Genomic DNA, 26,420 nt, shown 5'->3' on the forward strand with positions numbered 1-26,420 from the left:
AACATAGTAAAATAGTTCTATTATATTTTCTTATCTCGGTTATTACATCCTTGGTTATAGATATATATAACTAGTTTATTTAAAAATAATGGGTCTATTTTACCATAAGTCAAGGAGAACTGAATATGACAGACCGATTGATCCGGCTGATGCGCATCATTACGCTAGTTCAAGCCAAACCGGGAATTCTGGCCCGTGAGCTGGCGGAACGATGCGGCAACAGCGAGAGAACGATTTATCGGGATATGGATGCGCTCAGTGCCATGCATATCCCCATTACTCATATGGGACATGGCAAGGGGTATGCTTTTATCGGGAATTTCGCGCTCTACCCCTTGGATTGGTCAGAAGAGGAAGAAGAGGCTTTTTCACAGTTGCGCAGTATTATGGCGGAGATCAAACCTTTACTGCCCCCGGGCTTTGAAGATGCATACGAGAAAGTGATGGCGGCAGATTATAAGCAAAAGGCAGAAAGGGAAGAAACAATGGAGCCTACGAAAAAAGAAGCCGGACCAAACTGGACGGAAAATAGCAGATCTCAGGGAGACCAGCCCCTCTTTCTGACCGACATTCTGGATGCCGTGATGAAGCAGAGAAGCATACAGGCTGACTATAGTGAGAATGCCTACGAAGAAAAAGGTATCCGGATTGATCCCTATTGCCTGGTCCCGCTAGAGAATCGTTTTCACCTGATTGGTTTCTGTCACCGTTTTGGAATTATCCGTACCTTTCATATTAACGGCTTCTCCAGTGTGAATCAGTTGGACAGGTGGTTCTCCAAAGATCAGTTCGATCTGCAGTCCTTCATGGAGCAGAAGTGGTCCCTGGAGCAGGACAGCCTGCAGGTTGAATTCAGAGTCAAATTCTCGCAGCGGATGATGGAACGGCTGAAGCAGGAGGAAATGTTTGTGAAGCCGAGCAGAGTGGACCGCCAGAACCGCAGCCTGCATTTCAAGGTCGCTGTGGAGCAGGACATCGGCTTCGTCCATTGGATTATGAAATACAAGGAAGAGGCTGAGATTATGGAGCCGCTGTACTACCGGGATGTGCTGAAGCATCAGTTGGAGAAGTGGCTGTCGCTGTACAAATAACGATAAGTATATTTTCCCCGGATTTTTATGCTCTGATATATTCATATAAAATTCATAGGGTTAGTTATATGCACAAATTTCCCTTGCCTAGATAGGATATCCATAGTAATGTTATACATTAAATAACAGTAATATGTATTTAAAGTCAATTATATTACTTAATATGTTAGGTATTGGTTATTGTATCTAACTTTTTAAATAGTTTTCCTGACCAGTCATTTGACCTTCGTTCAATTTTTAGCAGAAAAGAGGGAGAGACTTGATCCAGCCGATTCTGAGCATTGAAAACCTGCATACCCACTTTTTAACGGACCGCGGTGAGGTTCCTGCAGTGGATGGTGTCGATCTCTACATTAACCCGGGCGAGGTTCTGGGCGTGGTGGGGGAATCGGGCTGCGGCAAGAGCGTCACCTCCCTGTCCATCCTGAAGCTGGTTCCAAGCCCCCCAGGAAGAATCGTAGATGGACGTATCCTGCTGAAGGGCCGCGATATTGTCCCGCTGAAGGAGAAGGATATGCGCAAGATCCGGGGAGATTCGGTCTCCATGATCTTTCAGGAGCCGATGACCTCGCTGAATCCCTTATTCACAGTTGGCCAGCAGATTATGGAGACGGTACGTCTGCACCGCGGTCTCTCCAGAAAGGAGGCCCGGGAGCATGCGGCCGGTATGCTGCGCAAGGTTGGAATTCCCCGGCCGGAAGCGATCATCGACGAGTACCCCCATCAGCTCTCGGGCGGCATGCGCCAGCGTGTCATGATTGCCATGTCGATCTCCTGCAGCCCGGAGCTGCTGATTGCCGATGAGCCGACAACCGCACTGGATGTAACGATTCAGGCCCAGATTCTGGAGCTGATCCGCCAGTTGAATGAGGAGCAAGGCACTGCTGTCATGCTGATTACCCATGATCTTGGCGTAGTGGCTGAGATGTGCCACCGTGTGGCTGTGATGTATGCCGGCAAGGTGGTGGAGGAAGGCAGTGTTCGAGATATTTTCAAAAATCCGCTGCATCCGTATACGAGAGGACTGATTGCCTCCGTCCCCCGGATGGATGAAGCCAAGGAACGTCTCTACTCCATTCCGGGTAATGTGCCGGTTCTCAGTACAGAGATGCAGGGCTGCCGGTTCGCACCGCGCTGCCCGGAGGTCATGGAGCTCTGCATGCAGAGCCTTCCGGCGCTGACACGGCAAGAGGAACAGCACAGCTGCAGATGCTGGCTGCATGACAGTCCACAGGAGGATGCGGTATGAGTGAGAGCCTGCTTGAGGTCAAGGGACTCCGGAAGTATTATCCGCTGAACAAGGGCTTCTTCAGCCGGGACCGCGGCAGTGTGAAGGCTGTGGATGATATCTCCTTCGCTGTAAGCAAGGGCGAGACCTTCGGTCTGGTAGGAGAGAGCGGCTGCGGCAAATCGACCACCGGCCGCGCGCTGCTCCGGCTGATTGAGCCGACAGCGGGTGAGATCTGGTTCGAAGGGCAGGAGCTTACGAAGCTGTCTGCGGAAAAGATGCGGAAGCAGCGCCGGGAGATGCAGATCGTCTTCCAGGACCCGTTCTCCTCTCTGGACCCGCGTCATACTGTGCAGCGTATTCTCGAAGAGCCGATGATTGTACACGCCACCGGCAATGCCAGGCAGCGTAAGGCAGAGGTGGAGCGGCTGGCGGATGTGGTCGGATTGTCCAGGGCGCATCTGCAGCGTTACCCTCACCAGTTCTCGGGCGGACAACGCCAGCGGATCGGCATTGCCAGAGCGCTGGCACTCCATCCGAAGCTGATTATCGCGGATGAGCCTGTCTCTGCGCTGGATGTATCGATCCAGTCCCAGGTCATTAACCTCATGCAGGATTTGCAGCGGGAATTCGGCTTAACTTACATATTTATCGCCCATGATCTTAGTGTGGTGAAGCATATCTGCGACCGGGTAGCCGTAATGTACCTGGGGCGGATTGTCGAAATTACGGACAAGCATACGCTCTATGCCCGGCCGCAGCATCCTTATACGCAGGCTCTGCTCTCTGCGGTTCCTGAACCTGATCCCGATATCCGCAAGGAGCGGATCATTCTGCAGGGGGAGGTACCGAGTCCGGCCAATGCGCCAGTCGGATGTGCATTTAACACGCGTTGTCCGCGCGTGATGGAGCGGTGCCGGGTAACCAGACCTCCGCTGCTGGAGACAGAAGCCGGCCACTTCACAGCCTGCCATCTCTATGATGAAGAAGCCAATACACCGCTTGCCTGATCTGTTTGCATCTTAGAGCCATACACAGAAGAACCTTGGTTTATAGCTGTGCTACCTGCACCGCTCTATATAAACACTTTGATATTTCAATGAAAGAAGGGAGCTTTCTGGAGATGAAGAAATGGGGTAATCTCGCATTGGTACTGATGCTTGGCGCGGGGCTCGCGCTCAGCGGCTGCGGCGGAGGGAACAACACAGGCAACGCAGGCAACACAGGAAATACCGGAGGGAATACGGCGGCAACGAATGCTCCGGCAAGCCTACCTGAGACATCCGGGACAGCGCAGGATACCCTGATTCTGGGGCGCGGGGGCGACTCGGCTTCCCTTGACCCGGCGATTGTGACGGACGGGGAGTCGCTGAAGATTGCCCATCAGGTCTTCGATTCGCTGCTCGAATATAAGCCGGGCACCTCCGAAGTCCAGGCCTCCCTTGCCGATAGCTGGGAAGTAACGCCGGACGGGCTGAGCTATACCTTCAAGCTGCATCCCGGCGTGAAGTTTCATGACGGAACCGATTTCAACGCCGAGGCCGTTGTGTTCAACTTCCAGCGCTGGAGTGATCCGGCCAGTGAATACAAATTCGAAGGTGATTCTTTCGACTACTATGACTCCATGTTCGGCCCGGACGGGTCGCGGGTGATCAAGGAAGTGAAGGCGGTGGATGAGTCGACGGTTCAATTTGTACTGAACCAGCCGCAGGCGCCGTTCCTGCAGAATATCGCCATGACCACCTTCGGGATTGCCAGTCCTGCTGCGATCAAGGAGAAGAAGGAGAATTTCAAGAATGAGCCGGTAGGGACGGGCCCGTTCGTGTTCAAGGAGTGGAAGCGCAACGATTCCATCACGCTGGATAAGAATACTGCCTACTGGAAGGAAGGGCTTCCCAAGCTGAACAAAGTCATCGTGCGCTCGATCCCGGACAACTCGGCCCGCTTCACGGCGCTGCAAAACGGGGAAATCGACCTGATGGAAGACCTGAGCCCGGACGACTTGTCCACGCTGGAGAGCAACAGTGCTCTGACCAAGATTGAGCGCCCGCCTTTCAATGTGGCGTACCTCGGCTTCAACTTCAAGAAGAAGCCGTTTGACAATGTGAAGGTCAGACAGGCACTCAGCCATGCGGTCAACAAGCAGGAGATTATCGATGCATTCTTCGCCGGCCAGGCTCAGGCTGCGGTCAATCCTATGCCGCCTTCCCTGTGGGGCTATAACGACAGCGTGAAGGACTATGAGTATGATCTGGACAAAGCCAAAGCTTTGCTGGCCGAAGCGGGCTATCCTGACGGACTGCCTGACCCGGTGACCCTGTACGCGATGCCTGTATCCCGTCCTTATATGCCTGACGGCAAGAAGGTAGCCGAAGCGATTCAGGCGGAGTGGGAGAAGATCGGGGTCAAGACCGTGATCGAGTCCCCGGAATGGGCCACTTATCTCGATGACACTAAGGCCGGGGAGAAGGATGATATCTTCATGCTCGGCTGGACCGGCGACAACGGCGACCCGGACAACTTCCTGTACACCCTGCTGGACAAGGATGCTATTCCCGGCAATAACCGTGCCTTTTATGTGAATGAAGAATTGCATACGCTCCTGACCGGCGCCCAGAAGGAGACAGACCAGGGCAAACGCACCGAGCTGTACAAGCAGGCTCAAGAGATAATCAAAGCCGATGCGCCATGGATTCCGCTGGTTCATACCACACCGCTGCTGGCCGGCAAGGCCAATCTGAAGGGCTTTGTTCCCGGACCGACAGGTACAGAGTATTACAGTGAGATTTATTTTGAATAAATACACCTTTGGAAGGTGAACGGAATTGAACTCTTACCTCATAAAACGTGTGATGGTGCTGTTCCCGGTGCTGATCGGCATGACCCTGATCGTCTTCTCCATCATCCATGCCATTCCGGGTGATCCGGCCGAGACGATTCTCGGCCAGAAGGCGACGGAGCAATCCAAGCAGGCGCTGCGTAACCAGCTTGGCCTCGATAAGCCCTGGCTGCAGCAATATTTTAACTACATGGGTGACTTGGTGCAGGGTGACCTGGGGACTTCAATCCGCACCAAAACGCCGATTGCCAAAGAAATCGTACCGTATCTGGCCGCTACGCTGGAGCTGACGGCTGCCAGTATGCTGTTCGCAACCTTCGTTGGAGTGAACGCCGGTATCCTCAGCGCCTGGAGGCAGAATTCCTGGTTCGATTATACGGCTATGATCATCGCGCTCATTGGGGTATCGATGCCGATCTTCTGGCTGGGGCTGATGGAGCAGCTGCTCTTCGCCCTGAAGCTCCATTGGCTGCCGTCCATCGGCAGGATGGACCAGCGCAATCCGGTAGAGACGATAACCAACCTGTATGTGCTGGATACCATTCTGGCTGGGCAGTGGGACCAGCTATGGACGGTCATTAAGCATCTCATTCTGCCGAGTATTGCGCTTGGCACGATTCCGATGGCGGTCATTGCTCGGATGACCCGCTCCAGTATGCTGGAGGTAATGAATTCCGATTACATCCGTACAGCCAAGGCTAAGGGGATGTCGCAGTTCCTCGTGGTCTATAAGCATGCGCTGAAGAATGCACTGATTCCGGTGCTGACGGTAATTGGCCTGCAGACAGGGGCGCTGCTCGGAGGGGCGGTGCTGACCGAGACGATTTTCGCCTGGCCCGGGGTAGGGCGTTATATCTTTGAAGCGATCAGCTCGCGGGATTATCCGGTGATTCAGACGGGGATTCTGATTATCGCTTTTATCTTTGTGGTCATCAATCTGCTGGTGGATCTGCTGTATGCCGCTATCGATCCGCGCATCAATTACAAGTGAGGGGGAGCAGCTATGGGACAGGCAGCACTAAAGGCTTCACCTCCTAAGGCTCCGGCGGATCAAGCCTCCGGCCCCTGGCGCGATGCGTGGAAGGCCTTCCGCAAGAACAAGACGGCCATGGCCGGGCTTGGCATTATCCTGTTCTTTGTACTGATTGCGCTGCTTGCGCCGTGGATCGCCCCGTATGATTTCAAGGCCCAGCAATTGGTGAACCGCCTGAAGCCGCCGTCGGCGGAGCATTGGTTCGGTACGGATGATCTGGGACGGGATCTGTTCACCCGGGTGATCTATGGGGCACGGATTTCACTCTGGGTAGGATTTTTCTCCGTAATCGGCTCGATCATTGTCGGCACCGCACTGGGCATGCTCGCCGGATACTACGGCAAATGGATGGATATGATGATCTCCCGTCTGTTTGACATTTTGCTGGCTTTTCCGAGTATTCTGCTTGCCATCGCTATTGTAGCTATTCTGGGGCCTTCCTTGCAGAATGCGCTCTACGCAATTGCCATCGTCAACATTCCGACTTATGGGCGGCTGGTCCGGGCCAAGGTGCTGAGCTTGAAGTCCGAGGAGTACATTACGGCGGCCAGGGCGATCGGGATGAAGAACGGGCGGATTCTGTTCAGCCATATTCTGCCAAACAGCCTGACGCCGATCATTGTCCAAGGCACCCTTGGAATCGCTACAGCCATCATTGAAGCCGCTGCGCTGGGCTTCCTTGGACTGGGCGCCCAGCCGCCGGACCCGGAGTGGGGCAAGATGCTCTCCGATTCCCGGCAGTTTATCCAGAAGGCCCCCTGGACCGTAGTCTTCCCGGGCCTGTCCATCATGCTGACCGTCCTCGGCTTCAACCTGATGGGCGACGGCCTGCGGGATGTGCTGGACCCGCGGATGAAGAACTAAAGCGGATGTACCAGGAACCAATCCGGCCAAGGGAGGCGGGTTGGTTTTTTGGTGTGAGAAGTGATCTTTATCTAAATAAAGTCTTTTTGTTCATATCTACATTATTCGACTAAAAAATTCAAAAAAAGTAATGGATTAAACCCTAAAATCGGTTTATGATAGATTCATCAAATGGAATATTAACCCTTTTATTTAAAAATGTGAAAAATATCACTAAGTCTATTGATGCAGGATGTTTAGAGAAAGGGAGAGTACATAATGAAATTGCAGGAAGAAGTAATTGCTAATCTCCAGGCTATTCTAGTAATGAAGCTGCGCCTTCCGATGCAGCCCTCAGAGATTGATCCTGAGATGGAATTGTTCAACAGCGGACTGGGCTTGGATTCTGTCGATTCTTTGGAATTAATAGCAGCAATTCATGAGGATTACGGGATTGAGCTTAACGCGGAGCATACCCCGCTCTTCAGAAATCTGAATACATTAAGTGAATATATTACATCTTCCCTGGCGGCTACACTGTGAGAACCGGGAAGCAATGTGTAGTTACCGGACTGGGGGCCATTTGTGCGAACGGGGCGGATGCAGAGATATTCTGGAATAACAGCATACAAGGACAGAACGGCATCCGGCTAATTTCGCCTGAGAAGCTGGGCCGGGATATCCCGGGATGGTACGGCGAGGCCGAAGAAGTCATTCCATTAGCGGGAAATGGACGGGAATACCGGAGAATGGACAGGACTTCATTACTATGCCTCAAGGCTGCTGAAGAAGCGGTGACTCACTCCGGCGCGGATTTCAGCAGGATGGACAGACAGCGTATAAGTGTCGTGATGGGAAGCTGTACAGGCGGGCCGAGCAGTGCAGAGCGCATGTTGACAAGGCTGCGGAGCGGGAAACGGTTATCCCCTTATGATGTGCTTAATATTCCTATACACGCTACAGCCGGGCATATTGCCGGACATTACAGCCTGCGGGGTTCTGTAACCAACATTGCCAATGCTTGTGCGGCAGGAGCTATGAGTATCGCTTATGCCTGTAATCTGATCCGTTACGGTCAGGCTGATCTGGTTATTGCCGGAGGAGCAGACGCCTTTGCCAAGCTCCAGTTCGGCGGCTTCTACGCCCTTAAGGCCCTGGATGCCTCTCCGTGCTCTCCCTTCAGCAGAAGCGAAGGAATCTCACTTGGCGAAGGGGCCGGTGTTCTGGTTATCGAGTCCAGGGATCATGCGACCGGCCGCGGCGCCAAGATACTGGCAGAGGTGCTGGGCTACGGCATTACCTCTGATGCCTACCATATTACAGCTCCGCGCCCTGACGGTGAAGGGCAGATTGCCGCCATTCGTCTTGCACTAGAAGAGGCCGGGCTTACCAGCGCAGAGATAGGTTATCTCAACGCTCATGGAACAGGAACGCCGCTGAATGATGCTGCCGAGCAGAAGGCCCTGGAGGCGGTCTTTGCTCCTGAGGAGATTGCCGTAAGCTCCACCAAATCCATGATAGGACATTGTCTTGGAGCAGCGGGAGCTTTAGAAGCCGTGATTACGATTCAAGCCCTTGAACATCAGCAGCTTCCTCCTACTATTCATTCAAGCGGCAGCAACAAGCAATCCCGGTTCAACTTTGTACCGGATACAGCCCAGCATGGAAGCTTTGAATATGCGATGTCGAACTCTTTTGCATTTGGAGGAAATAATGCAAGCCTGATTTTTGGTAAAAATTCATATAACAACGGTATAAGAACATTTAATGAACAAAGAGTCTACATAACAGGAATCGGACTCCTCACTTCTGAGGGCGGAGATATTGCAGCCTATTGGAAGAATATGAATGATGCGGACAAAGAGAGGGCTACGGGTAAGGAGGCTACCGGTGGTCTCGTACCAGACTCCCACTTAGCTGCTGAAGGCATCTCTCCGGCATATACCCGAAGAATGGACAGGTTATCCAAGCTGCTATTGTTCTCTGGCCTCGGTGCCATTCGGGATTCAGGCCTGGAGATGGATGAACAGCAGGCACAGGATACCGGACTGATTGTAGGCACTTCGGACGGGCCGGCGGGCGAAATCCGCGGCTTCCTGGAGCAATTGCTGGCCAAGGGCGTCCAGGCAGGAAGTCCGATGTTGTTTCCCAATACCGTCTACAATGCCGCCGCCGCCCAACTGTCGATCAACCAGCAGATTCAAGGCTGCAACATGACGGTAAGCAATGGAATTGCCTCCGGCCTGGATGCGGTCTGCGACAGCTTCGAGATGGTCAGAACCCGGAGACATCGGGTGGTGCTCGCGGCCGGAGTGGACGAATATTCAGATACGGCGCAGCTGCTTTACGATACGCTGCAAGCACTTGACCGGCACGGGGAGTCAGCACTGTCCAAGCCGTACGGCTTCACCGGCAACGGATTCTCGCTGACGGAGGGTGCAGCGGTACTTGCCCTTGAATCTGAGGATCATGCCCTCTCCCGAGGGGCTCCCTTGTATGCCGAGATCACAGGGTATGGACGCTCTTACCAATTCTGTGCCCCCGGGAAGATTGATCCCGAAGGCACAGCCCTCGATCTCGCCGTTCTGCAAGCGACAGCCATGGCGGGCCTGTCTCCGGAAGACATTGATGCGATCGTAGGCTTCGCGAATGGGGATTCTGCCATCGACAGGATGGAGCTGCGCAGCTATGAGCGTGTGTTCGGCAGCAGGGCAGAGGATATACCGGTATATGCCATCAAGAACCGGTTAGGTGAAGGGCGGGCAGGGATCAGCGCGGTGCAGGCTGCACATGCTGCCATGCTCTTGCACAGCGGAGAACGTCCTGTACCCCAGAGAGGGAGCCTTCAGCCTTCGGGTATGGATTCTTCCGGGAGCAGTAAGGGATTCAATACCATTCTGGTCACCAGCTTTTCGTTCGGGGGCGGCTTCAGTGCCATCGTACTAGAGCAAGTCCCGGACCGGAGAGGAGCGCAATCATGAGGCAGGTAGCTGTGGTAACAGGCGGATCAAGAGGGATAGGCAAAGCATGTGCACTGGGGCTGGCCCGGGCCGGTCTGGATGTTGTGGTGAACTACCATGAGAATCAGGAACGGGCGCTTGAGGTTGTGGATACCATACACAGCTATGGAGTCCGGGCGATAGCTGTCCAGGCGGATGTCTCACGGAGCATTCAGGTGAAGCGGCTGTTTGAGGAGACGGTAGCAGCTTTTGGGACCATGGATGTACTAATCAATAATGCAGGGATCTCGGACAGCACACTCGGCATGATGATCAGCGACCAGCAGATAGAGCGGTCCATTGATACGAATCTTAAGGGGTGCATGTACTGCTGCAAACAGGCTGCCCTTCTGATGGTGCGGAATAAGCGGGGGAAAATCATCAACTTATCCTCGGTGAGCGCCTTCAAAGGGTTAACCGGGCAGTCTCTATACAGTGCTACTAAGGGGGCAGTCAATGCTTATACAAGGGTGCTCGCCAAGGAGCTGGCGCGTTTTAACATTCAGGTGAATGCAGTGGCTCCAGGATTCATTGAGACGGATATGGTATCTGCGCTCCCGGCGGCTAAGCAGGAGGAATACCTGAAGCTGATTCCTGCCCGTACCTTCGGGAAGCCGGAAGATGTCGCCAATCTTGTCTGCTTCCTGAGCAGCGACAAGGCAAATTATATTACTGGACAAGTCATGCTGGTAGACGGCGGGCTGGAGATCGGATGAGGGGGAGCGGGATGAACGAGATCTATTCATTGCTTGAGCAGCGGCCCCCGTTCCTGTTCCTGGACAAGCTTCTGGAGTTGGAAGAGGGAGTGTACGCCAAGGCTGTGAAGAATATCAGCATGAATGAGCCATTCTTCAGCGGGCATTTTCCCCGCCAGCCGATCATGCCCGGTGCCTTAATTATGGAAGCGGCGGCTCAGCTCTGTGCCGTTGTCATGGGCAGAGCGGATGAACAGCCGGATAAGCTCCCCGTACTGATCAAGGTGGAGCTGATGAAGTTCCTGAAGCCTGTTGTTCCGGGAGACCGCCTGGAACTGGAGGCCCGGCTCCTGTCAGGCACACCGTCATTGGCTAAGTTTAGCGTAGAAGGCTTTGTTGAAGGCCGGAAGGCAACAAACGGTATTCTCGTATTTTCATTCATATAACTATCCATAACCACTATTAAGAGCGGAGGCGCATTATGTACAGAGTCAGCAATTACACCATTTCCATTCCATTAACGGAGGACAAGGACAGATTCATGTTAGTACACGGGTATTCCGGGGCATTCGATATTGTGAACGAGTCGATCCACCAGGCACTGCGCAGCAGTGCTACGGAGGAGGAACTGCTGTGCGAGATCACAGCCGGAGACAGACAAGTACTGGAACAGCGGGGCTACCTCACCACGAAGACCGAAGAGGAGGAGCGGCAGACACTGGGCAGAATTTCGGAAGCGCTGCACCGGGCAAGCTCCAAGGTGATATCGGTTACGTTAATCCCCACGTATAATTGCAATTTCCGCTGCGAGTATTGTTTTGAGAAGAAATTATTCGATAAAGGTAAAGATTATCTGCAGCGTTCCATGGACGCTGAGACGCTCGCCGCAGTCTTCGTTCAGATTGACAAGTATCGGGAAGAGGGCTATCAGATTGGCCAGGTTACCTTGTTTGGCGGGGAGCCGTTGCTGCGGACAAGCTACCCCATCGTGAAGCAAATCGTAGAATTGTGCAAAGAACGGGGGATTACGCTGTTCGCTGTGACCAACGGCCATGATCTGAAGCATTATCAGGACCTGCTTACCAAGGATGGGATCAATTCGATCCAGATCACTCTGGATGGCGAAGAAGCAACGCATGACAGCAGGAGATACCTCGCCGGAGGCCAGCCGACCTTTGCCCGGATCGTGGAGAATATCACCATGGCGCTGAAGCAGGGAATTCATGTGGCCGTCCGCTCCAATGTCAACAAGCGCAATATCGCCCAGCTCGAAGGACTGATGAAGATATATCAGGACAAAGGCTGGACGGAATATCCGAATTTCAGCTACTACTTCAAATCGACGCATAAATGCTATGAAGAGCCTGCGGAGGCCATTACGGATGTAGAGCTGATGGAGCGGCTGAATTCTATATACGGCGGTGTCGAAGGCTTCTCCTTCAATAGTATCTACAGCAATCTGACCCGCACCCTGGGCAGCATGTTCAAGAGCGAAGGGTATGCTCCGCTTAGGGCGGGGTATTGCGGAGCCACCACCGGGATGTTCACTATTGATCCCTATGGAGACATCTATCCCTGCTGGGATGTTTTGGGCGACCGTAAAGAGAGCATTGGTGTGGTCAACCTGGAGCAATCGCGCTTTGAGCTGAATGAACGCTCTGCCTTCTGGCGGGGACGGACGGCCGACAAGATTGAAGAGTGCGCAGCCTGTCAATATGCTCTGTTCTGCGGCGGCGGCTGCGGAGCACATGCCAACATTACCAATAAAGATCATTACACGGCATACTGCGAGAATTTCAAACTGATTTTTGATGAAGTAGTTGCGGGACTATATAGCAAAATCCTTAAGGAACCGGCACAGGTATAGACATGCCCTCTTCCGAAAGGAGGTGAAAAGTATGCAGACAGAGACTGTTCAATCACTAAACAAGAATGTCAGTTTCAATGAGAAAATGGATATTCTGTTCCAGGAATTGTCCGAACGGACCGAAATGTCCTGCTCCAGCAACCATTGTACGATCGTAAGCACCACGCCAGGTGGAGGGTCGTGTATGGGCAATGTTTCCTTCTGTGATGTGAATCTGTAAGGCGCTAGCCCCTATTATTACGTAAAGGAGGTGAGAACAATGGAAAAAAGCATCCAATCTGTGAATCAAAGCATTGAGATTGATGAACAAATGGACTTATTATTCGAAGAATTATCTGAAAGAGCAGAAATGAGCTGTGCAGGCAATGCTTGCAGCGGAAACGCTTCAGCTTGTGGAGTTAATTTCTAATGCATCTAACTAGACGATGAAAGTGTGGTGGGAAAATGATTCAATCTTTGAACAAGGAAATTCGGGTGAACGAGCTGGATGAGATGATGATGGAGCTGGAGGAAAGACCGGAAATGGTCTGCTTCTTCCATGCTTGCGGAGGAGATGCAGGTACCGTTTGTCTGCCTGTGGCTTGTGCAGGATATTTAGGTTTAGGCGGAGGGGTATGTTTCCTGGGTATCTAATAGGCTACATAACACCATGAACAAGACAGGTCGGGATATTCTCTCCCGGCCTGTCTACCTGTTCCGCTAATACGAAGAGCTATTTCCTGAGAAGGTAGTGATATTATGAATCAGCAGCTTGTCCCCAAGCTTAAGCAGGAAGTGACGGTCGAACAATTCGATTCCAGCATGATCAGTGCAAGCTATCTGCTCAGCTATGGTTCACGGCAATGGCAGATATCGGAGCTTGTCTATAGTGTAGTCTCTCTCGTGAACGGCAGGAATAACGTGGAGGAGATTTGTAGTCAGATGAATAAGACGGGCGGACCGCGGATCGAACCCGAGTCCGTCCATTATATTATACATGAGCTTCTATGGAAGAAGGGTGTGCTTGAAGGTTCAGAGAATACAGATGCTCCCAAGAAATCGCTGAACCAGAGCTTGTGGCTGCGGGGAACGCTAATGAAGGCGGGTCTCGTAGGGAAATTCCGGTTTCTTGGAGTGCTGTACAATCCCAAAATATTCGTCTATCTTGCGGGCCTCGGGCTGATCTCGCAGTTATGGCTGTTGTCTTATTTGCTGCATCCCGGAACCTATCAGGCTGTACTGAACACCAACGGCCAAGGCTTTCTATACCTTCTGGGTACAGGGCTGCTGGTCACGTTGTTCCATGAGCTGGGTCATGCCAGTGCGGCCATGCACTACAAGATTGCACCCGGCAACATCGGATTCGGAATCTATTACGTTATGCCCGTGTTCTATTCGGATGTCACCAAGGTATGGAGACTGTCCCGGCGGCAGCGGGTGATAGTGGATATTGGCGGCATCTATTTTCATTCACTGGTGCTGCTCGTGGTCTATGCTGCCGGGTGGATGTTCTCGAATCCCTACTTAATGGTGTGTGCCATTGTGTTATCAGTAGAGACAGTGCTTAACCTGAACCCGTTCATCAAGCTGGACGGGTATTGGATTCTGTCCGATTTAACGGGAATCCCCAATCTTCAGGAGCAGATGAAGAAGTTCCTGGCGAGCAAGCTCAAAGGATTGTTCCGCCGTACGGAAGAGGTGAAATTCAACCTTCCTATCGGCCAAAAAGAAAAGATATTCTTTTATATTTATGTGGCCAGCAGCTCCTTGTTCATGATCTTTTTCTTCTATTGGATCTTCTCTATGGCTTACACGGTGCTCTCCCATCTGGATAAATTGCGGGCTATCGTGATGGTGGACTACAAAAATCTATCGATATGGAGCGCAATAACACAGGTATTCCGGAATATCTTCAATAATTTTGTTTATTTGATTTCTTTATTTTTTGTGGGGAGAATGGCTTACGGATTCGGAGGCAAGCTGATTCGTCCTGTTGCATACGCTATCCAGAGGAGGTTCCGGCGTGAGAAAACAGATCAGCGGGTTTCAGAGCATTCCTGAGCGGGAGATGCTGGATTGCCGGATCACATCCTTCCGGGAGATTCTGAGATATTATGGAATTATACTGGATTCCGCACCGATCTTCCTCTTATCAGGCGGTGCGGGATTCCAGTTCGGCCATCTTGCGCTGCAGGAGCTCGCGGGGGTGAAATTCTGGTTCGCGGGCAGCTCTGTGCCCTGTCTGGAGGAAGAATTCATGAACCGCATCTCCCTTCCCCGGCAGAAGTACCATATTGCCAATGATACGGGGGGATGGGAGACCATCAAGGAATTCACGGACCGGGACACCCCTCTGCTCATTATGTTTGACAGCAGATACATAACCAGCGGGCCAGCAGGAGGAGGAAGCATCCTGGGTCAGCTTTATAACCCTTCAATGACTGTATTTACCGGTTATGACACCGAACAGGAAGAAGCCTATATTGTGCTCCACCAGACGGACCAGCAGTCAGAGGTGCTGGTGACATCCCTGCCTGAATTTCTGGGTTCACGGCATCATGTAACGATTCCCTCCTCACCCGAAGGAATCTGTTATGAGCTGAATATAGATGCAGCGTACCGGGAATGGTTCAGGACTGAATACCCGCTGTTGCTGAAGAAGGCCCTACAGGATACATGTGAGCGTATGCTCGGGAACGGGACGATGGAGGACCTGGGTGGCGGTGCGGAGATTACAGATGGCGTGCAGGGAGTTTCAGGCCTGGCCAGGCTTATTGCAGAGATGGAGCAGCATGCCGCAGAGCTTGCCGAGACAGATAGCTTCAACGCCAAACAGTTTGTGGTCATCTTCCTGATTCTCAGGGGCAATCTTGAGATGGGCAGCTATACGTGCAACAGAGTAGAGTTCGGCAGCAGCCTGCAGAAGGTCGCCAGCCTGTTTGATCCTCAGGCGTTCCATGAGCTGGGCCAGGAATTTATTGAGGCAGGCGGGCTTTGGCGCAGCGTTATGAGACAGCTCTATAATGTAAAGTTCCGTACTCAAGATCCAGTTGCTTACCTGGGTGAAGTCATAGCGTTATTCAGGCAGATTAAGGAGAGGGAACAGTTGCTGTTTACCCGGCTGAAGAATATTTTGCAATGAATAGGAATTTATTTGTGAATTTCCGAACAATATCCAGATTGCTTCGTAATGTAGGTTGAAAGGGCGGGCGGAGAACAGATGATGACAGACCAACAGCTCGTTGAAGGATGCAAGTCAGGTCAGCCGCAGCATCTTGAGCAGCTCATTGCCAGATACAGGGATGATCTGTACCGGTTCTGCCGCCATCTGACACTGAACCGGCAGGATGCCGAGGATCTGTTCCAGGAAGTATGGGTGCGGGTAATCCGTAAGCTGGAGAAATATAATGCGGAGCGTCCATTCAAGCCCTGGCTGTTCCAGGTGGCCTTCAATCTGTACCGCGACCACTACCGGAAGTGGAAAAGCGTATACGCACTCTGGAATTGGCTGTCTTCCGATGCAGAACTGGTTCAGCTCAGAGACCCTGAGCCTTCCGCAGAGGAGAACCTGCTGCGGAGCGAGGAGCACCGGCAGCTGGAAGAGTGTCTGCGCGGCTTGCCCGCTCGTTATCTGGCCCCCCTGGTGCTGTACTACTACGAAGAGTTCAGCTATGAAGGAATTGCAGAAGTGCTGGGTGTGCCGGTGGGGACTGTCAAATCCAGATTGAATCAAGGCAAGAAGTTGCTGCACAGTCTAATGAAGGAGATGAATTAATTGAAGGAGCCCGGAGACAATGAACGGCTGCTGAAGGAATATTTCCATACCCCGCTCACCCCTTCGCCCCGGCTGGTCTTAAGCACCCTCCGGCGGATACAGGGTCGCGGGAGGATGGGCATCATCGCCGGACTAATGGCGCTGCAATGGCTGGTATTCATTTTGATGGCAGGATTCTTCCTGACAGGTCCGGCGGCGCAGCCCTGGATCCTCTGCCTGTTGCTGCTATTCGTCCTGGCGGGAATGGTTGCAGCCGCCCTGTTATTGTACCGTATGACAGGAGGCAGGGAGGGAGCGGGAGCTTATGAGAATTCACTTCACCGTTGAGAAGTTCGTATTCTGGGGGCTTACGGCCATCGTCCTGCTAAGCTGCATTGCACTCGGAGTAGGTATCAGCCCCTATATGGGTGACTTTCTGGAGGAGAATCAGACCTGGCTGATTGTAATGAGCCTGCTGGCCTTGCTGTTCCTCAGCCTCAATGCTCTGATTGCTGTATTTATATACAAGGATGCGTCCCGGCGGAGGATGAATGCCTGGCTGTGGATGACAGCGGTAATCTATATCCCCAACTTCATCGGCCTGATCCTGTACCTGCTGGCCAGGAAGCAGCCGCGCAATTCAATAACCGCTGACTCAAGCGTTGAGGGTATCCGTTGTCCGCACTGCGGGCATCTAATCTAAACCGGGGAGTGTTAAGAATATGAATAAGAAATGGATAACGCTGGGGATCTTGATCGCCATGGTGCCTTTACTGCTGACAGCCTGCGACAAAAGAATGATGTTCGCCGGCTCGAGCACCAAGAGCAAATTAAGCGCATCCTACAAGCTGTTTACAGGTACGGAAGAGAAGAAGGTTAAGCTCAAAAGAGGTGAAACGCTCAGCATGGATTACAATTCCAAGGTGGAAAAGGGCGAGTTGTCCATGAAGTTGTATGGGCCTGACAATGAGGTGCTCAAGGAGCTAGGAACTAATGAGTCAGGAACGGAGAAGGTAGAGGCTGACAAGGACGGGAAATACCGGATTGAAGTCAAGGGCGATGATACCAAAGGAAGCTTCGAGGTTACATTTAAAGTTGAATAACGATCTGCAAGGGGATGTGTGGGAATGGAATTCGGTACATTTACAATCGGGGAGAATGTTGATGCGAAATTCTGGCTGATGTTATCGCCACTCATCGTGCTTCAGCTTGTATTATGGATTATTGCGTTTGTGGATATAGCCAGACGAACCCGCTTTCGCTTCGGCAATAAGTGGATCTGGTCGCTGATTGTGATCTTTGGCAATATTCTTGGACCAGTGGCCTACTTCCTGCTCCGGGGAGATGAAGAGTGAGCTATATTCTGGAAACCGAGAAGCTGACCAAAACCTTCGGCTCGTTCACCGCTGTCCGGGAGATGACGGTGCGTATCCCCGCTTCATCGGTCTGCGGGATTCTGGGAGCGAACGGGGCAGGGAAGACTACCACCTTGAACATGCTCTGCGGGCTGTCGCGCCCTACTTCAGGAATGATCAGGATTGATGGGGAGGTGCTGGAATTCGGCAAGTCCCGTTACTCCCGGCTTGGCTTTGTTCCGGATGTTCCGCAATACTACAAATGGATGAAGCCCAAGGAGCTGATGCGGTTTGTGGGGGAACTGTATTATATGAGAGGCCCTGCATTAACCAGCCGGATTGAGGAGCTGCTCCACAAGGTTGGCCTGGAAGGCTGCAACAAACGGATTGGGAGCTTCTCCCGTGGTATGAAGCAGCGGCTTGGCATTGCCCAGGCCCTGCTGCCGGAACCGAAGATTCTGGTGCTGGACGAACCGACCTCGGCCCTGGACCCGGTAGGTAGAAGTGAGGTGCTTGAGCTGATCCGGTCGCTTGCCGGAGAGCTGACGATTTTATTGTCCTCTCACAATCTCTATGAGGTTGAACAGATCTGTGACCGGATTCTGATGATGGACCAGGGGAAGGTGATTGCCGATGATTCGCTGGTCAGCATCAAGAGCAAGTCCGCCCTGAATACCCTTGAGCTTCAGACCGAGAGCTTGGAGCTTCTGCAAACCGCAGCTTCATTATTAATCGAACACCCGCAAGTACTGGATGTTGAGATTTTGGAAGAGCGGAATGCATTAAACCTGAACGTGGCTGATCTAAGGGAAGCGCAGCTTTATATCCCGCAGCTGTTATCCGGTGCAGGGATTCCCCTGATGCTGTTTCGGATAACGGAGCCCACATTGGAACAATTTTTTCTGAAGATGGTGAATGCCCGGTGAATACTAAAGTGCTGTTCAGGAAAGATCTGAGAGAGATGATAGTCAGCAAGAAGGTGCTGATTCTGTTAGGGGTATTTATTTTTTTTGCCTTGTCAGGCCCGCTGTCTGCGAAGTTTGAACCCGAATTAATGAAGGCTTACTCGAATAAGTTAGGCCCTGGAAGCGTAATTCATATACCGGCCCCTGTATATACCGATGCCTACAAGGATACATTTAACAACCTCAAGCAGGCGGGCATCATCGTGGTGATTCTGCTGGTATGCGGAACTATGGTAGATGAGAAAAAAAGCGGAACCGCTGCATTTCTGCTGACAAAGGGACTGTCAAGGACCTCTTTTCTGTTAAGCAAGGTTGCCTCCAGGATGCTGCTGTTTACCGCTGCCTGCGCAGCGGCTGGTATCGTATGTGTCCTGTACACTTATCTGATTTTTGGTGAATATGCTCTTCCGAATTTGTATCTGGCTTTTCTCTTATATTGGGTGTACGGGGTTTTTGTAATCTGTATTTCCATGCTGGCCAGTGTATTGGCCCGGACATTTACCCAGGCTTTTTTTACCGGGTTTGCCGCTTATTTTGTCATAAGCCTGCTCAGCCTGGTGCCTTATCTGGACCGATATTTGCCCGGGAGGCTGAACACCATTAATCAGGATATCCTTTCCGGGGCAACGCTGCCGGAGCATTGGTTCATACCTGCGTGCATCTCTTTGCTACTGTCGGCAGTACTAGTCTTCCTGTGCCAGCGTATTTTTCAGGAGCAGGAACTGTAGTAAGGGAACCGCTGCATAACGTTTGGATACGGGACTCTTCCCTATACATAGGGTGGGGTTTTTTTAGCGTGCGGGCTAGGGTTATCCCTGATTTTAATACTAATTATAACTAAACATATACAAACATAATCAAATATATTGTATAATTCGATTTAACTTGCTAGAATATGATCAAAATAAAGAAGAGTGATTGGGAGGTATGGAGTGTGCTGAAGAAGTGGTTGACAGGATTATTGGTGTTCCTGATGGTGGCGGGCGTGTCGGCGGGTTCAGCGGGAGATGTTGAGGCGGCAGCCAAAAAGACGGAGATTATTGTCTCCGCAGCAGCGAGTCTGCAGGATAGTCTGGATAAGATCGCGGTGCAGTATGAGAAGCAGCATCCTGAGATTAAGCTGGTGTTCAATTACGGCGCCTCCGGGACGCTGCAGAAGCAGATTGAGCAGGGGGCACCGGCCGACTTGTTCTTCTCGGCAGGCGATAAACAGATGAACGCGCTGGTGGATAAAGGGTTGATCGCTGACCACAAGGCGCTGCTGAAGAATCAATTGGTCGTCGTGGTTCCTTCCGATTCGAATACGAAGCTTACAACCATTACTGACCTTACCGCTCCAGCCCTCAAAAAAGTAGCCGTAGGCCAGCCGGAATCGGTTCCGGCCGGACAATACGCCCAGCAGTCCTTGACCGCGAAGAAGGTTTGGGATACGCTGCAAAGCAAGCTGGTCTTCGCCAAGGATGTCCGTCAGGTGCTGTCATATGTGGAGACAGGCAATGCGGATGCAGGGTTCGTCTACAAGACAGACGCGTTAACCTCGAAGAAGGTGAAGATTGCCCTGACGGTGGGCGGCCATGTACACAAGGCGATTAACTATCCGGTGGGCATTGTCAAAGATTCGTCGCATCAGGCAGAAGCCAAAGCCTTCTACAGCTATGTGCAGACTGCTTCTGCAAGCTCGGTCTTTACAGGCTACGGCTTTCAATTAGCGAAATAAGTAACTTCTATTAGATAGGGTGAAAAGAGATGGAGATCAATTGGACCGACTTTTTCGCCCCGGTCTGGCTGTCCATCAAGATTGCGGTATTAACCAGTGTGATCGTATTCCTGCTGGCCACAGTGGCTGCCCGGAAGATGGCGGGACGCCGGTTCTTCGGACACAGCCTGGTCGAAACGGTCCTGCTGCTGCCGCTGGTGCTGCCGCCGACTGTGGTCGGCTTCGTCCTGCTGGTCTTCCTCGGGCGGCGCAGCTGGATCGGCAGGCTGTATGAACAGTTCACAGAGCAGACGATCCTGTTCACCTGGGGGGCAGCGGTAATTGCCGCAGTCGTGGTGGCTTTTCCGCTGGTATACCGCACGGTCAAGGCAGGCTTCGAGGGGGTAGAGAAGGATCTTGAGGATGCTGCGCGTGCGCAGGGAGCCAGCGAGCTTCAGGTGCTGCGCTATGTCACCCTTCCGCTGGCCGGGCGTTCGCTGGCTGCCGGCTATGTCCTCGGCTTCGCCCGCGGGCTGGGCGAGTTCGGGGCCACGATTATGGTGGCGGGCAATATTCCGGGCCGCACCCAGACCGTGCCTACCGCGATCTATGTAGCGGTGGACGGAGGCAACATGACGCTGGCCTGGATGTGGGTCGCTTCGATCATTTTGATTTCCATGCTTATGCTGATGTTCGTGAACCGCCGTTCCTGACGGATTACAGGTTAACAAGAGCAACCCCCGTCCTCACCGGAATTTGCGGTGAAGGCGGGGGTTGTTTACGGTAAACCGACCACAATCGGCTGGAGCGGGCGGCACATGACCAATTTATATACTTTGAGTCCCCTGCCGGCGGTAATCGGAGGGGGAGACGCCGGTCTCCTTCTTGAAGATCCGGTTGAAGGAACGGTAATTCTCGAACCCGATGGATTCGGAGATTTCGAAGGTCTTGTGGTCGGTGGTGAGCAGCAGCAGCTTGGCTTGTTCGATGCGCAGGCGGGTCAGATATTGGACAAAGCTCTCGCCGACGGCCTTTTTGAACATGGAGCTGAAGTAAGGCACGCTGTAATTGATCGAAGCCGCCAGCTCCTCCAGCTTGTAGGGATAGCTGAGATCTTCGCGCATCTGTTGAATGATACGTGTGATGGAGGCGTCGATCTTCCGGCCGCCCTCCTGAAGCTGCTGAAGCTTGCGGAAATAATCGCAGGTGATCTCATGTACGGAGTTGAACGTCTGGCAGAGCTCGATTTGTACACGCAGCTCCGCTTCGAGGTCCGCTCCGCCTTCCGCCCCAATTACGTTATGGCTCATATCCAGGAAGACTCTCAGGTACAGGGACTTGATCTGCTCCGGGTCCCAGGCTTGCTCCATGGCCTGACGGTGCAGGGATTGGCGCTCCTGTTCCAGAGCGGCTGTGCTGAGATGCGGCTCCAGCAGCGCTTTCTTCAGCACCTTGCTCCAAAAGCGGCTCTGCGGCTCGGGAATCCGCTGGAAGCTGGAGAGCTGCCCCCACTCCCCGATGCCGATAAGCTCATTGCAGCGGTAAAAGAACGGATACGGCGCTGAAGCCAGCCGCTTCAGCGCCTCCGGCTGCTCCTCCAGCCCCTGTTCGAAGCTGCACAGCAGGGCGATGCAGCTCATCCGCAGATTCGCGGCCAGAGACTCCAGCACCTGCTCCAGGAAGCGGGGTCTCTCCGTCTTCATGCTGTCGGTATACAGGGCCAGGAATCGCCCTTTGTCGAGGGCGATAACCTTATGCGGGCCTATGCTGCCGAGCAGCTCCTTCAGCACGTTGACCCCGGCGAATTGCCACAGTTTCAGCTCCTCCAGCTGGTCGATCGGGAAGCGCAGGGAGTTGCGGTCCAGCTCCAAGAGCAGGGTCATGAAGCCCTGGCCGTGAAGCGGAAGCTGCGAGTCTGCAAGACTGCGCAGCCATTTGGCTTCAGCCGCCGGGCTGCGCAGCATGTCCAGGAACAGGCTCTGCTCGATCTCCACTTCGCTCAGGCGGACCTGCTGCTCCAGCTGCAGATAATTGTTCCTCGTCTCGCCGCGTGAATCCGCCAGGACCGCCAGCTCCTCCATCGTCCGGGTCAACAGGCCCGGATCGGAGAGGCAGTCATCCTTAATCAGATAGGAGGCTGCCTTCAGATGAATGGCCTGCTGGGCATAATGGAAGTCCTGATGGCAGGTCAGGATAATGATCTGCGGCGCACGGACCCCGCTCCGTTCAATCTCGCGCAGCATTTCCAGCCCGTTCATGCCAGGCATCGTGATGTCGGTAACAATCAGCTCCGGCTTATGCTTCAGGAACAGCTCCAGTCCGTCCCGGCCATCTTCGGCTTCGCCGACAAGGGTGAACAGGTCAGCGCGCTCCTCAATGAAATGCCGGAAGACGGTTCTTGCCGGAATCTCGTCCTCCACAAGGACAACTCTATAGTGATTCATGATGTTCCTCCTTAATCAGGACGTTCCCGGACGGCAGCAGCATGCGGATGGTCAAGCCTTCGCCCGGAGCGCTTGTGAGCAGGATCTGTGTCTCCGCCCCGAACAGCAGCTTCATACGCATCCATACATTCTGCAGTCCGATGTTCTCGGCAGACTCTTCCTGCTGGAGATGAAGCTGCAGTTTCTTCAGCTCAGCCTCTTCCAGACCCTTCCCGTCGTCCTCCACTTGTACAATAATATGGCTCCCGCCGGGACTTCTGTATACGCGCACACGGATATGCCCTTCCGGTACCTTGCGCGGGAGAATGCCGTGGAATACGGAGTTCTCAATCAGCGGCTGCAGACCCAGCTTCGGAATCATCATGCCCCGCAGCGGCTCCTCAATCTCAGCCTCCAGGTGAATCTGGCATTTGTAGCGCATATTCAGCAGCCCGACATAATCCGCCAGATAATCAAGCTCCTGCTGGAGCTGCACCGTCTGCTCGAAATTCTCCATCGAATACCGCAGCAGGGCCACCAGCCGTCCCATCAGGGAGTTGATCTTCTCATAATCCTTCATCATGGCGAACATACGGATCGTATTGAGGGTATTGTACATGAAATGGGGGTTGATCTGCGACTGCAGCGCCCGGATCTCCAGCTTGCGCTTCAGATCCTCCGAATCATGCAGGTCTGCCAGCAGATCCTGAATGCGGACAGCCATGGTATTAAGCATCCGGCCCAGATCTCCGATCTCATTATTGGCGAAATGGGTAACCCGGGCCTCGAAATTCCCTTTTTTCAGAGCATCGACCTGCCGTTTCACAGCTTGCAGAGGCCGGTAGAGCTGATACCCGAAACCGACCACACAGAGCGCCCCCAGACAGACCAGAATCAGCAGGAAATAAGTGACTGTCCGGCGGATGATCTCAGCGCTGGCCGTCAGCTCCTTGGACGGAATCTCCGAGAGGACGATCCATTTGTCATAGGTTGAGGTCTGTTTGACAGAGACTATTGAGGAGCCTGCCGCGAACTGATCGGGGCGCTTCAGCTCCTTCCAGCGCTTTAGAATCTCCTGCACCCGCTGCGTATCCTCCTGCTTCTCCAGCTTGCTGGTCGTGGCAATGGTCAGGCCGTCTTCGGTCAGCAGGGAGATGGACCCCTCGCTCCCAAGCTGAATATTCTCGATCTGCTGCTGGTATTGGCTGTTGTTCATGGAGATCAGCAGCACGCCCTTCAGGTCCTTATATAAGTCGAAGGGAACGCGTGAGATATAATAGGTAGACGAATTAAGGATAGCCAGCTCAGGCAGCGAGTGCTTGTCCAGAAAAAGATTCGGCCGTCCCGAAGCCAGATACGCTTCAATCAGCGGCCGGTACGGGGAATCCTCCAGCATGGCAGGAGCTTCCGTGGAGGAGAGGACTTCTCCGGTGACGGCGGAATAGACCTGCAGTCCCTCCACGTTCCCGATGATGGCGGAGGCGCCGCTGAGCACCGAGATCAGATCCTTTTTGCGGACCACCTCTTCAAAATATTGGGCCGAAGGCGAGACCAGTGCACTCTGAATGGACGAGATCCGCGAGTATTGCTCGCTGAGCTCCCGCAGCCGGGTCATGGTTAATTCAATCCGGTCCACGACCTGATTGACGAGCTGGGCGTTCAGGCGGTTCACCTGCTGCTCCACTGTCGTGCTGGATACGCTTACAGAGATGAAGGACAGCACAATCAGCGGAACCACCGAGATGGCGAACATGACCACAATCATCTTAATATAGAAGCTCCGCCGCAAAAAGCTGAAAAAGGGTGAATTCATAGAATCACATCCGTTAGGGGTTTTGGACTACGGATACCGGGCAGGCTATCCTAAACAGATTATAGTACATTGGCGGACATGGAGATACCTGCGGCCCGGCAAATCTTAAAAATGGTGACACTTTGGCTGGAATCCGGCATGTTCTTAAGCTCCGGCGTCTTCTATAATCCAAAGTGTAAGCACGATGTAAACGCAATCAATACAAGCAAATGGGGGATGACAATGAATATTACAAGAAAGCTTGTACCGCTTGTAGCTTCAGCGGCGTTGATGGTAACTACACTGGCGGGCTGCGGCGGCGGTAATAATTCTGCGGCAGGCAGCACAGCGGCACCGGAAGGCAGTACACCAAGCGGTGCGGCTGGCAAGCCAGCCAGCATCAAGGCCATGACCATTCTTTTCGGTAATCCGCCGCAGATGACGAACAACAAGGCGCTGGAGGATCTGGAGAAGCGCGGCAATGTAGACCTGAACGTAACCTTCGTGCCATCCGAAGCCTATACAGATAAGCTCTCTGTGGCGGTATCCGCCGGAGATTCCTATGATCTGCTGCTAATGGATGGCGGTAAGGACGATAAATTCAACAACCTGGTGAAAATGGGCGCTTTTCATGACCTGACGCCTTACCTTGCGAAGACCAAGAATATCAGCCAGATTGATGAGGTGGTCTGGAACGGTGCCAAGATTGACGGCAAATCCTACGGGATTCCCCGGCCGCGCGGTCTCTACGGCGGAGGTGAAGCCAATATCCTGATCCGCAAGGACTGGCTGGATAAGTATAATCTGCCGGTTCCGAAGACTATGGATGAGCTGGCGAATGCGCTTGCGGTGTTCAAGGAGAAGGACCCGGCGGGCGGCGGCAAAACCATTCCGTTCACAATCTACGGATCAGACGGTGTGAACAGCCCTGGACCATTCTCCGGTGTTCAACCCATTCAATATGCCTTCGGCATCCCGAATGTATGGAAGCTGGAGGGCGATAAGGTGGTCCGTGATTTCCAGACGCCTGAATACAAGGCATTCCTGGAGTGGCTGAGAGATTCGTGGAGCAAGGGCCTGATCGACAAGGATGCGCCGGTACTGAAGAACCAGGGGCAGGCACGTAGTAAGTTCCTGGCCGGTACAGCGGGTGCTTTTGTCGGGAATGTAAGTGATATTGTAGAGACCAACGTAGAGAAGCTGAAACAGACGGACCCGAAGGCCGAAATCGCGATTGTCGATGTGCTTGAAGGCGCGAACGGACAGAAGGGCGCTTCTGTACTCTCCGGGTACTACGGACTGTGGGCGGTTCCAAGCTCCGTGCCGGAGGATAAGGTGCAGCAGATTGTAGACTTCCTTGATTTCACAGCCTCCGAGGAGAATGTAGCGTTCTCCAAAGCGGGTGTCACCGGCATCCATTCCAGCGATTTCAAGAATGGGGTTGCGGTGCAGACCGAGGAGCAGAAGAAGCAATATGAGCTGGATAAGCCGAACAATTTCATCCTGGAGAACCGCGCAGATCCATATGTATACGCCAACTCCAAGGAGCCGGACATCCTGGCGCTGCAAAAGGCGACTCTAGATACGATCAGCAAGATCGGAGTGGAGAATCCGTTCCTCAGCTACAACTCACAGTACGCCAGCAAGAATCCGGACAGCTATAAGAAAATGAGTGCGGTAATGACGAAGTATGTGCTGGGCGAGGGAGCCTGGGAGGATGTGCAGAAGGAAATTGATGCCTGGACTGAGGGTCCTGGGGTGCAGATCACCAAGGAACTGCTGGACCAGTATAAAGCAGAGCATTCCACGAAGTAATACAACACAATACACAGAGGCAAAGGAGGGGGCTTTTCCCTCTCCA

General features: G+C 53.0%; 28 protein-coding genes. 26 read left to right on the top strand and 2 right to left on the bottom strand.

The window, feature by feature from the left end; translation table 11 throughout:
• Positions 1 to 125 precede the first annotated feature (125 nt).
• The 25 genes from NSS83_RS25070 (at position 126) to modB (ending at position 21,057) form a co-directional block, all read left to right on the top strand.
• Positions 126 to 1,091, top strand: a complete 966-nt coding sequence (locus NSS83_RS25070) for a WYL domain-containing protein (RefSeq protein ID WP_341187107.1) — start codon at positions 126 to 128, stop codon at positions 1,089 to 1,091.
• A 259-nt stretch (positions 1,092 to 1,350) separates the two neighbouring features.
• Positions 1,351 to 2,340 carry an ABC transporter ATP-binding protein gene (locus NSS83_RS25075; protein WP_341187108.1) on the top strand — a complete coding sequence of 330 codons (990 nt, stop codon included), beginning with the start codon at positions 1,351 to 1,353 and terminating at the stop codon, positions 2,338 to 2,340.
• Entirely contained in the window at positions 2,337 to 3,329 is a 993-nt protein-coding gene (locus tag NSS83_RS25080) for a dipeptide ABC transporter ATP-binding protein (RefSeq protein ID WP_341187109.1), read from the top strand. Before NSS83_RS25075 ends, NSS83_RS25080 begins: the two co-directional genes overlap by 4 nt.
• Before the next feature lie 113 nt (positions 3,330 to 3,442).
• Positions 3,443 to 5,119, top strand: a complete 1,677-nt coding sequence (locus NSS83_RS25085) for an ABC transporter substrate-binding protein (protein WP_341346749.1) — start codon at positions 3,443 to 3,445, stop codon at positions 5,117 to 5,119.
• A gap of 25 nt (positions 5,120 to 5,144) precedes the next feature.
• Positions 5,145 to 6,149, top strand: coding sequence for an ABC transporter permease (locus NSS83_RS25090; RefSeq protein ID WP_341187111.1), 1,005 nt, complete (start codon positions 5,145 to 5,147; stop codon positions 6,147 to 6,149).
• Positions 6,150 to 6,161: 12 nt separating this feature from the next.
• Complete coding sequence (gene nikC, locus NSS83_RS25095; protein ID WP_341346750.1) at positions 6,162 to 7,055, top strand: nickel transporter permease; 894 nt, start codon at positions 6,162 to 6,164, stop codon at positions 7,053 to 7,055.
• Between the two features lie 258 nt (positions 7,056 to 7,313).
• Positions 7,314 to 7,577 carry a phosphopantetheine-binding protein gene (locus NSS83_RS25100; protein ID WP_341187113.1) on the top strand — a complete coding sequence of 88 codons (264 nt, stop codon included), beginning with the start codon at positions 7,314 to 7,316 and terminating at the stop codon, positions 7,575 to 7,577.
• Positions 7,574 to 10,015 carry a beta-ketoacyl-[acyl-carrier-protein] synthase family protein gene (locus NSS83_RS25105; RefSeq protein ID WP_341187114.1) on the top strand — a complete coding sequence of 814 codons (2,442 nt, stop codon included), beginning with the start codon at positions 7,574 to 7,576 and terminating at the stop codon, positions 10,013 to 10,015. The genes NSS83_RS25100 and NSS83_RS25105 overlap by 4 nt, the downstream gene beginning before the upstream one ends.
• Positions 10,012 to 10,749, top strand: coding sequence for an SDR family NAD(P)-dependent oxidoreductase (locus NSS83_RS25110; protein WP_341187115.1), 738 nt, complete (start codon positions 10,012 to 10,014; stop codon positions 10,747 to 10,749). The genes NSS83_RS25105 and NSS83_RS25110 overlap by 4 nt, the downstream gene beginning before the upstream one ends.
• Positions 10,750 to 10,760: 11 nt before the next feature.
• Positions 10,761 to 11,174, top strand: a complete 414-nt coding sequence (gene fabZ / locus NSS83_RS25115; protein WP_341187116.1) for a 3-hydroxyacyl-ACP dehydratase FabZ — start codon at positions 10,761 to 10,763, stop codon at positions 11,172 to 11,174.
• Positions 11,175 to 11,209: 35 nt separating this feature from the next.
• Entirely contained in the window at positions 11,210 to 12,595 is a 1,386-nt protein-coding gene (locus NSS83_RS25120) for a radical SAM protein (protein WP_341187117.1), read from the top strand.
• Positions 12,596 to 12,626: 31 nt separating this feature from the next.
• Complete coding sequence (locus tag NSS83_RS25125) at positions 12,627 to 12,815, top strand: hypothetical protein (RefSeq protein WP_341187118.1); 189 nt, start codon at positions 12,627 to 12,629, stop codon at positions 12,813 to 12,815.
• A gap of 39 nt (positions 12,816 to 12,854) precedes the next feature.
• Positions 12,855 to 13,004 (top strand): hypothetical protein, encoded by a 150-nt coding sequence (locus tag NSS83_RS25130; RefSeq protein WP_341187119.1) that lies wholly within the window; start codon positions 12,855 to 12,857, stop codon positions 13,002 to 13,004.
• A gap of 35 nt (positions 13,005 to 13,039) precedes the next feature.
• Positions 13,040 to 13,228 (top strand): hypothetical protein, encoded by a 189-nt coding sequence (locus NSS83_RS25135; protein WP_341346751.1) that lies wholly within the window; start codon positions 13,040 to 13,042, stop codon positions 13,226 to 13,228.
• Positions 13,229 to 13,333: 105 nt separating this feature from the next.
• Positions 13,334 to 14,635, top strand: coding sequence for a hypothetical protein (locus NSS83_RS25140; protein WP_341187121.1), 1,302 nt, complete (start codon positions 13,334 to 13,336; stop codon positions 14,633 to 14,635).
• Positions 14,598 to 15,716, top strand: coding sequence for a hypothetical protein (locus NSS83_RS25145; protein ID WP_341187122.1), 1,119 nt, complete (start codon positions 14,598 to 14,600; stop codon positions 15,714 to 15,716). Before NSS83_RS25140 ends, NSS83_RS25145 begins: the two co-directional genes overlap by 38 nt.
• A 78-nt stretch (positions 15,717 to 15,794) precedes the next feature.
• Complete coding sequence (locus NSS83_RS25150) at positions 15,795 to 16,349, top strand: RNA polymerase sigma factor (protein ID WP_341187123.1); 555 nt, start codon at positions 15,795 to 15,797, stop codon at positions 16,347 to 16,349.
• Positions 16,350 to 16,676, top strand: a complete 327-nt coding sequence (locus NSS83_RS25155) for a hypothetical protein (protein WP_341187124.1) — start codon at positions 16,350 to 16,352, stop codon at positions 16,674 to 16,676.
• Positions 16,654 to 17,031, top strand: coding sequence for a hypothetical protein (locus NSS83_RS25160; RefSeq protein ID WP_341187125.1), 378 nt, complete (start codon positions 16,654 to 16,656; stop codon positions 17,029 to 17,031). The genes NSS83_RS25155 and NSS83_RS25160 overlap by 23 nt, the downstream gene beginning before the upstream one ends.
• 19 nt (positions 17,032 to 17,050) lie before the next feature.
• Positions 17,051 to 17,431: a hypothetical protein gene (locus tag NSS83_RS25165; RefSeq protein WP_341187126.1), complete on the top strand. Its 381-nt coding sequence runs from the start codon at positions 17,051 to 17,053 to the stop codon at positions 17,429 to 17,431.
• A gap of 24 nt (positions 17,432 to 17,455) precedes the next feature.
• Positions 17,456 to 17,683: a PLD nuclease N-terminal domain-containing protein gene (locus tag NSS83_RS25170; RefSeq protein ID WP_341187127.1), complete on the top strand. Its 228-nt coding sequence runs from the start codon at positions 17,456 to 17,458 to the stop codon at positions 17,681 to 17,683.
• Entirely contained in the window at positions 17,680 to 18,609 is a 930-nt protein-coding gene (locus tag NSS83_RS25175) for an ABC transporter ATP-binding protein (protein WP_341187128.1), read from the top strand. Before NSS83_RS25170 ends, NSS83_RS25175 begins: the two co-directional genes overlap by 4 nt.
• The gene (locus NSS83_RS25180) at positions 18,606 to 19,376 is read left to right on the top strand and encodes an ABC transporter permease subunit (protein WP_341187129.1); all 771 of its coding nucleotides are present in this window, start codon (positions 18,606 to 18,608) and stop codon (positions 19,374 to 19,376) included. Before NSS83_RS25175 ends, NSS83_RS25180 begins: the two co-directional genes overlap by 4 nt.
• Before the next feature lie 245 nt (positions 19,377 to 19,621).
• Positions 19,622 to 20,365, top strand: coding sequence for a molybdate ABC transporter substrate-binding protein (gene modA, locus NSS83_RS25185; RefSeq protein ID WP_341188069.1), 744 nt, complete (start codon positions 19,622 to 19,624; stop codon positions 20,363 to 20,365).
• Between the two features lie 29 nt (positions 20,366 to 20,394).
• Positions 20,395 to 21,057 (top strand): molybdate ABC transporter permease subunit, encoded by a 663-nt coding sequence (gene modB, locus NSS83_RS25190; RefSeq protein WP_341187130.1) that lies wholly within the window; start codon positions 20,395 to 20,397, stop codon positions 21,055 to 21,057.
• Positions 21,058 to 21,171: 114 nt separating this feature from the next.
• Here the strand turns inward: modB and NSS83_RS25195 are convergent, their stop codons facing one another.
• Positions 21,172 to 22,788, bottom strand: coding sequence for a helix-turn-helix domain-containing protein (locus tag NSS83_RS25195; protein ID WP_341346752.1), 1,617 nt, complete (start codon positions 22,786 to 22,788; stop codon positions 21,172 to 21,174).
• Entirely contained in the window at positions 22,775 to 24,580 is a 1,806-nt protein-coding gene (locus NSS83_RS25200; protein WP_341187132.1) for a histidine kinase, read from the bottom strand. The genes NSS83_RS25195 and NSS83_RS25200 overlap by 14 nt, the downstream gene beginning before the upstream one ends.
• Positions 24,581 to 24,802: 222 nt before the next feature.
• Between NSS83_RS25200 and NSS83_RS25205 the strand changes: the two genes are divergently transcribed.
• Positions 24,803 to 26,374 carry an extracellular solute-binding protein gene (locus NSS83_RS25205; protein WP_341187133.1) on the top strand — a complete coding sequence of 524 codons (1,572 nt, stop codon included), beginning with the start codon at positions 24,803 to 24,805 and terminating at the stop codon, positions 26,372 to 26,374.
• Positions 26,375 to 26,420 lie beyond the last annotated feature (46 nt).

Source organism: Paenibacillus sp. FSL H3-0469 (assembly GCF_038051945.1).
Classification (GTDB): Bacteria; Bacillota; Bacilli; order Paenibacillales; family Paenibacillaceae; genus Paenibacillus_AQ.

Bases quoted from the DNA above. Each gene is read 5' to 3' on its own strand.
- NSS83_RS25135 (WP_341346751.1), top strand. From the start codon at position 13,040: ATGATTCAATCTTTGAACAAGGAAATTCGGGTGAACGAGCTGGATGAG.
- nikC (WP_341346750.1), top strand. From the start codon at position 6,162: ATGGGACAGGCAGCACTAAAGGCTTCACCTCCTAAGGCTCCGGCGGAT.
- NSS83_RS25160 (WP_341187125.1), top strand. From the start codon at position 16,654: ATGAGAATTCACTTCACCGTTGAGAAGTTCGTATTCTGGGGGCTTACG.
- NSS83_RS25170 (WP_341187127.1), top strand. From the start codon at position 17,456: ATGGAATTCGGTACATTTACAATCGGGGAGAATGTTGATGCGAAATTC.
- NSS83_RS25205 (WP_341187133.1), top strand. From the start codon at position 24,803: ATGAATATTACAAGAAAGCTTGTACCGCTTGTAGCTTCAGCGGCGTTG.
- NSS83_RS25080 (WP_341187109.1), top strand. From the start codon at position 2,337: ATGAGTGAGAGCCTGCTTGAGGTCAAGGGACTCCGGAAGTATTATCCG.
- modB (WP_341187130.1), top strand. From the start codon at position 20,395: ATGGAGATCAATTGGACCGACTTTTTCGCCCCGGTCTGGCTGTCCATC.
- NSS83_RS25100 (WP_341187113.1), top strand. From the start codon at position 7,314: ATGAAATTGCAGGAAGAAGTAATTGCTAATCTCCAGGCTATTCTAGTA.
- modA (WP_341188069.1), top strand. From the start codon at position 19,622: ATGGTGGCGGGCGTGTCGGCGGGTTCAGCGGGAGATGTTGAGGCGGCA.
- NSS83_RS25130 (WP_341187119.1), top strand. From the start codon at position 12,855: ATGGAAAAAAGCATCCAATCTGTGAATCAAAGCATTGAGATTGATGAA.
- NSS83_RS25150 (WP_341187123.1), top strand. From the start codon at position 15,795: ATGATGACAGACCAACAGCTCGTTGAAGGATGCAAGTCAGGTCAGCCG.
- NSS83_RS25120 (WP_341187117.1), top strand. From the start codon at position 11,210: ATGTACAGAGTCAGCAATTACACCATTTCCATTCCATTAACGGAGGAC.
- NSS83_RS25125 (WP_341187118.1), top strand. From the start codon at position 12,627: ATGCAGACAGAGACTGTTCAATCACTAAACAAGAATGTCAGTTTCAAT.
- NSS83_RS25085 (WP_341346749.1), top strand. From the start codon at position 3,443: ATGAAGAAATGGGGTAATCTCGCATTGGTACTGATGCTTGGCGCGGGG.
- fabZ (WP_341187116.1), top strand. From the start codon at position 10,761: ATGAACGAGATCTATTCATTGCTTGAGCAGCGGCCCCCGTTCCTGTTC.
- NSS83_RS25070 (WP_341187107.1), top strand. From the start codon at position 126: ATGACAGACCGATTGATCCGGCTGATGCGCATCATTACGCTAGTTCAA.
- NSS83_RS25165 (WP_341187126.1), top strand. From the start codon at position 17,051: ATGAATAAGAAATGGATAACGCTGGGGATCTTGATCGCCATGGTGCCT.
- NSS83_RS25195 (WP_341346752.1), bottom strand. From the start codon at position 22,788: ATGAATCACTATAGAGTTGTCCTTGTGGAGGACGAGATTCCGGCAAGA.
- NSS83_RS25140 (WP_341187121.1), top strand. From the start codon at position 13,334: ATGAATCAGCAGCTTGTCCCCAAGCTTAAGCAGGAAGTGACGGTCGAA.
- NSS83_RS25110 (WP_341187115.1), top strand. From the start codon at position 10,012: ATGAGGCAGGTAGCTGTGGTAACAGGCGGATCAAGAGGGATAGGCAAA.
- NSS83_RS25200 (WP_341187132.1), bottom strand. From the start codon at position 24,580: ATGAATTCACCCTTTTTCAGCTTTTTGCGGCGGAGCTTCTATATTAAG.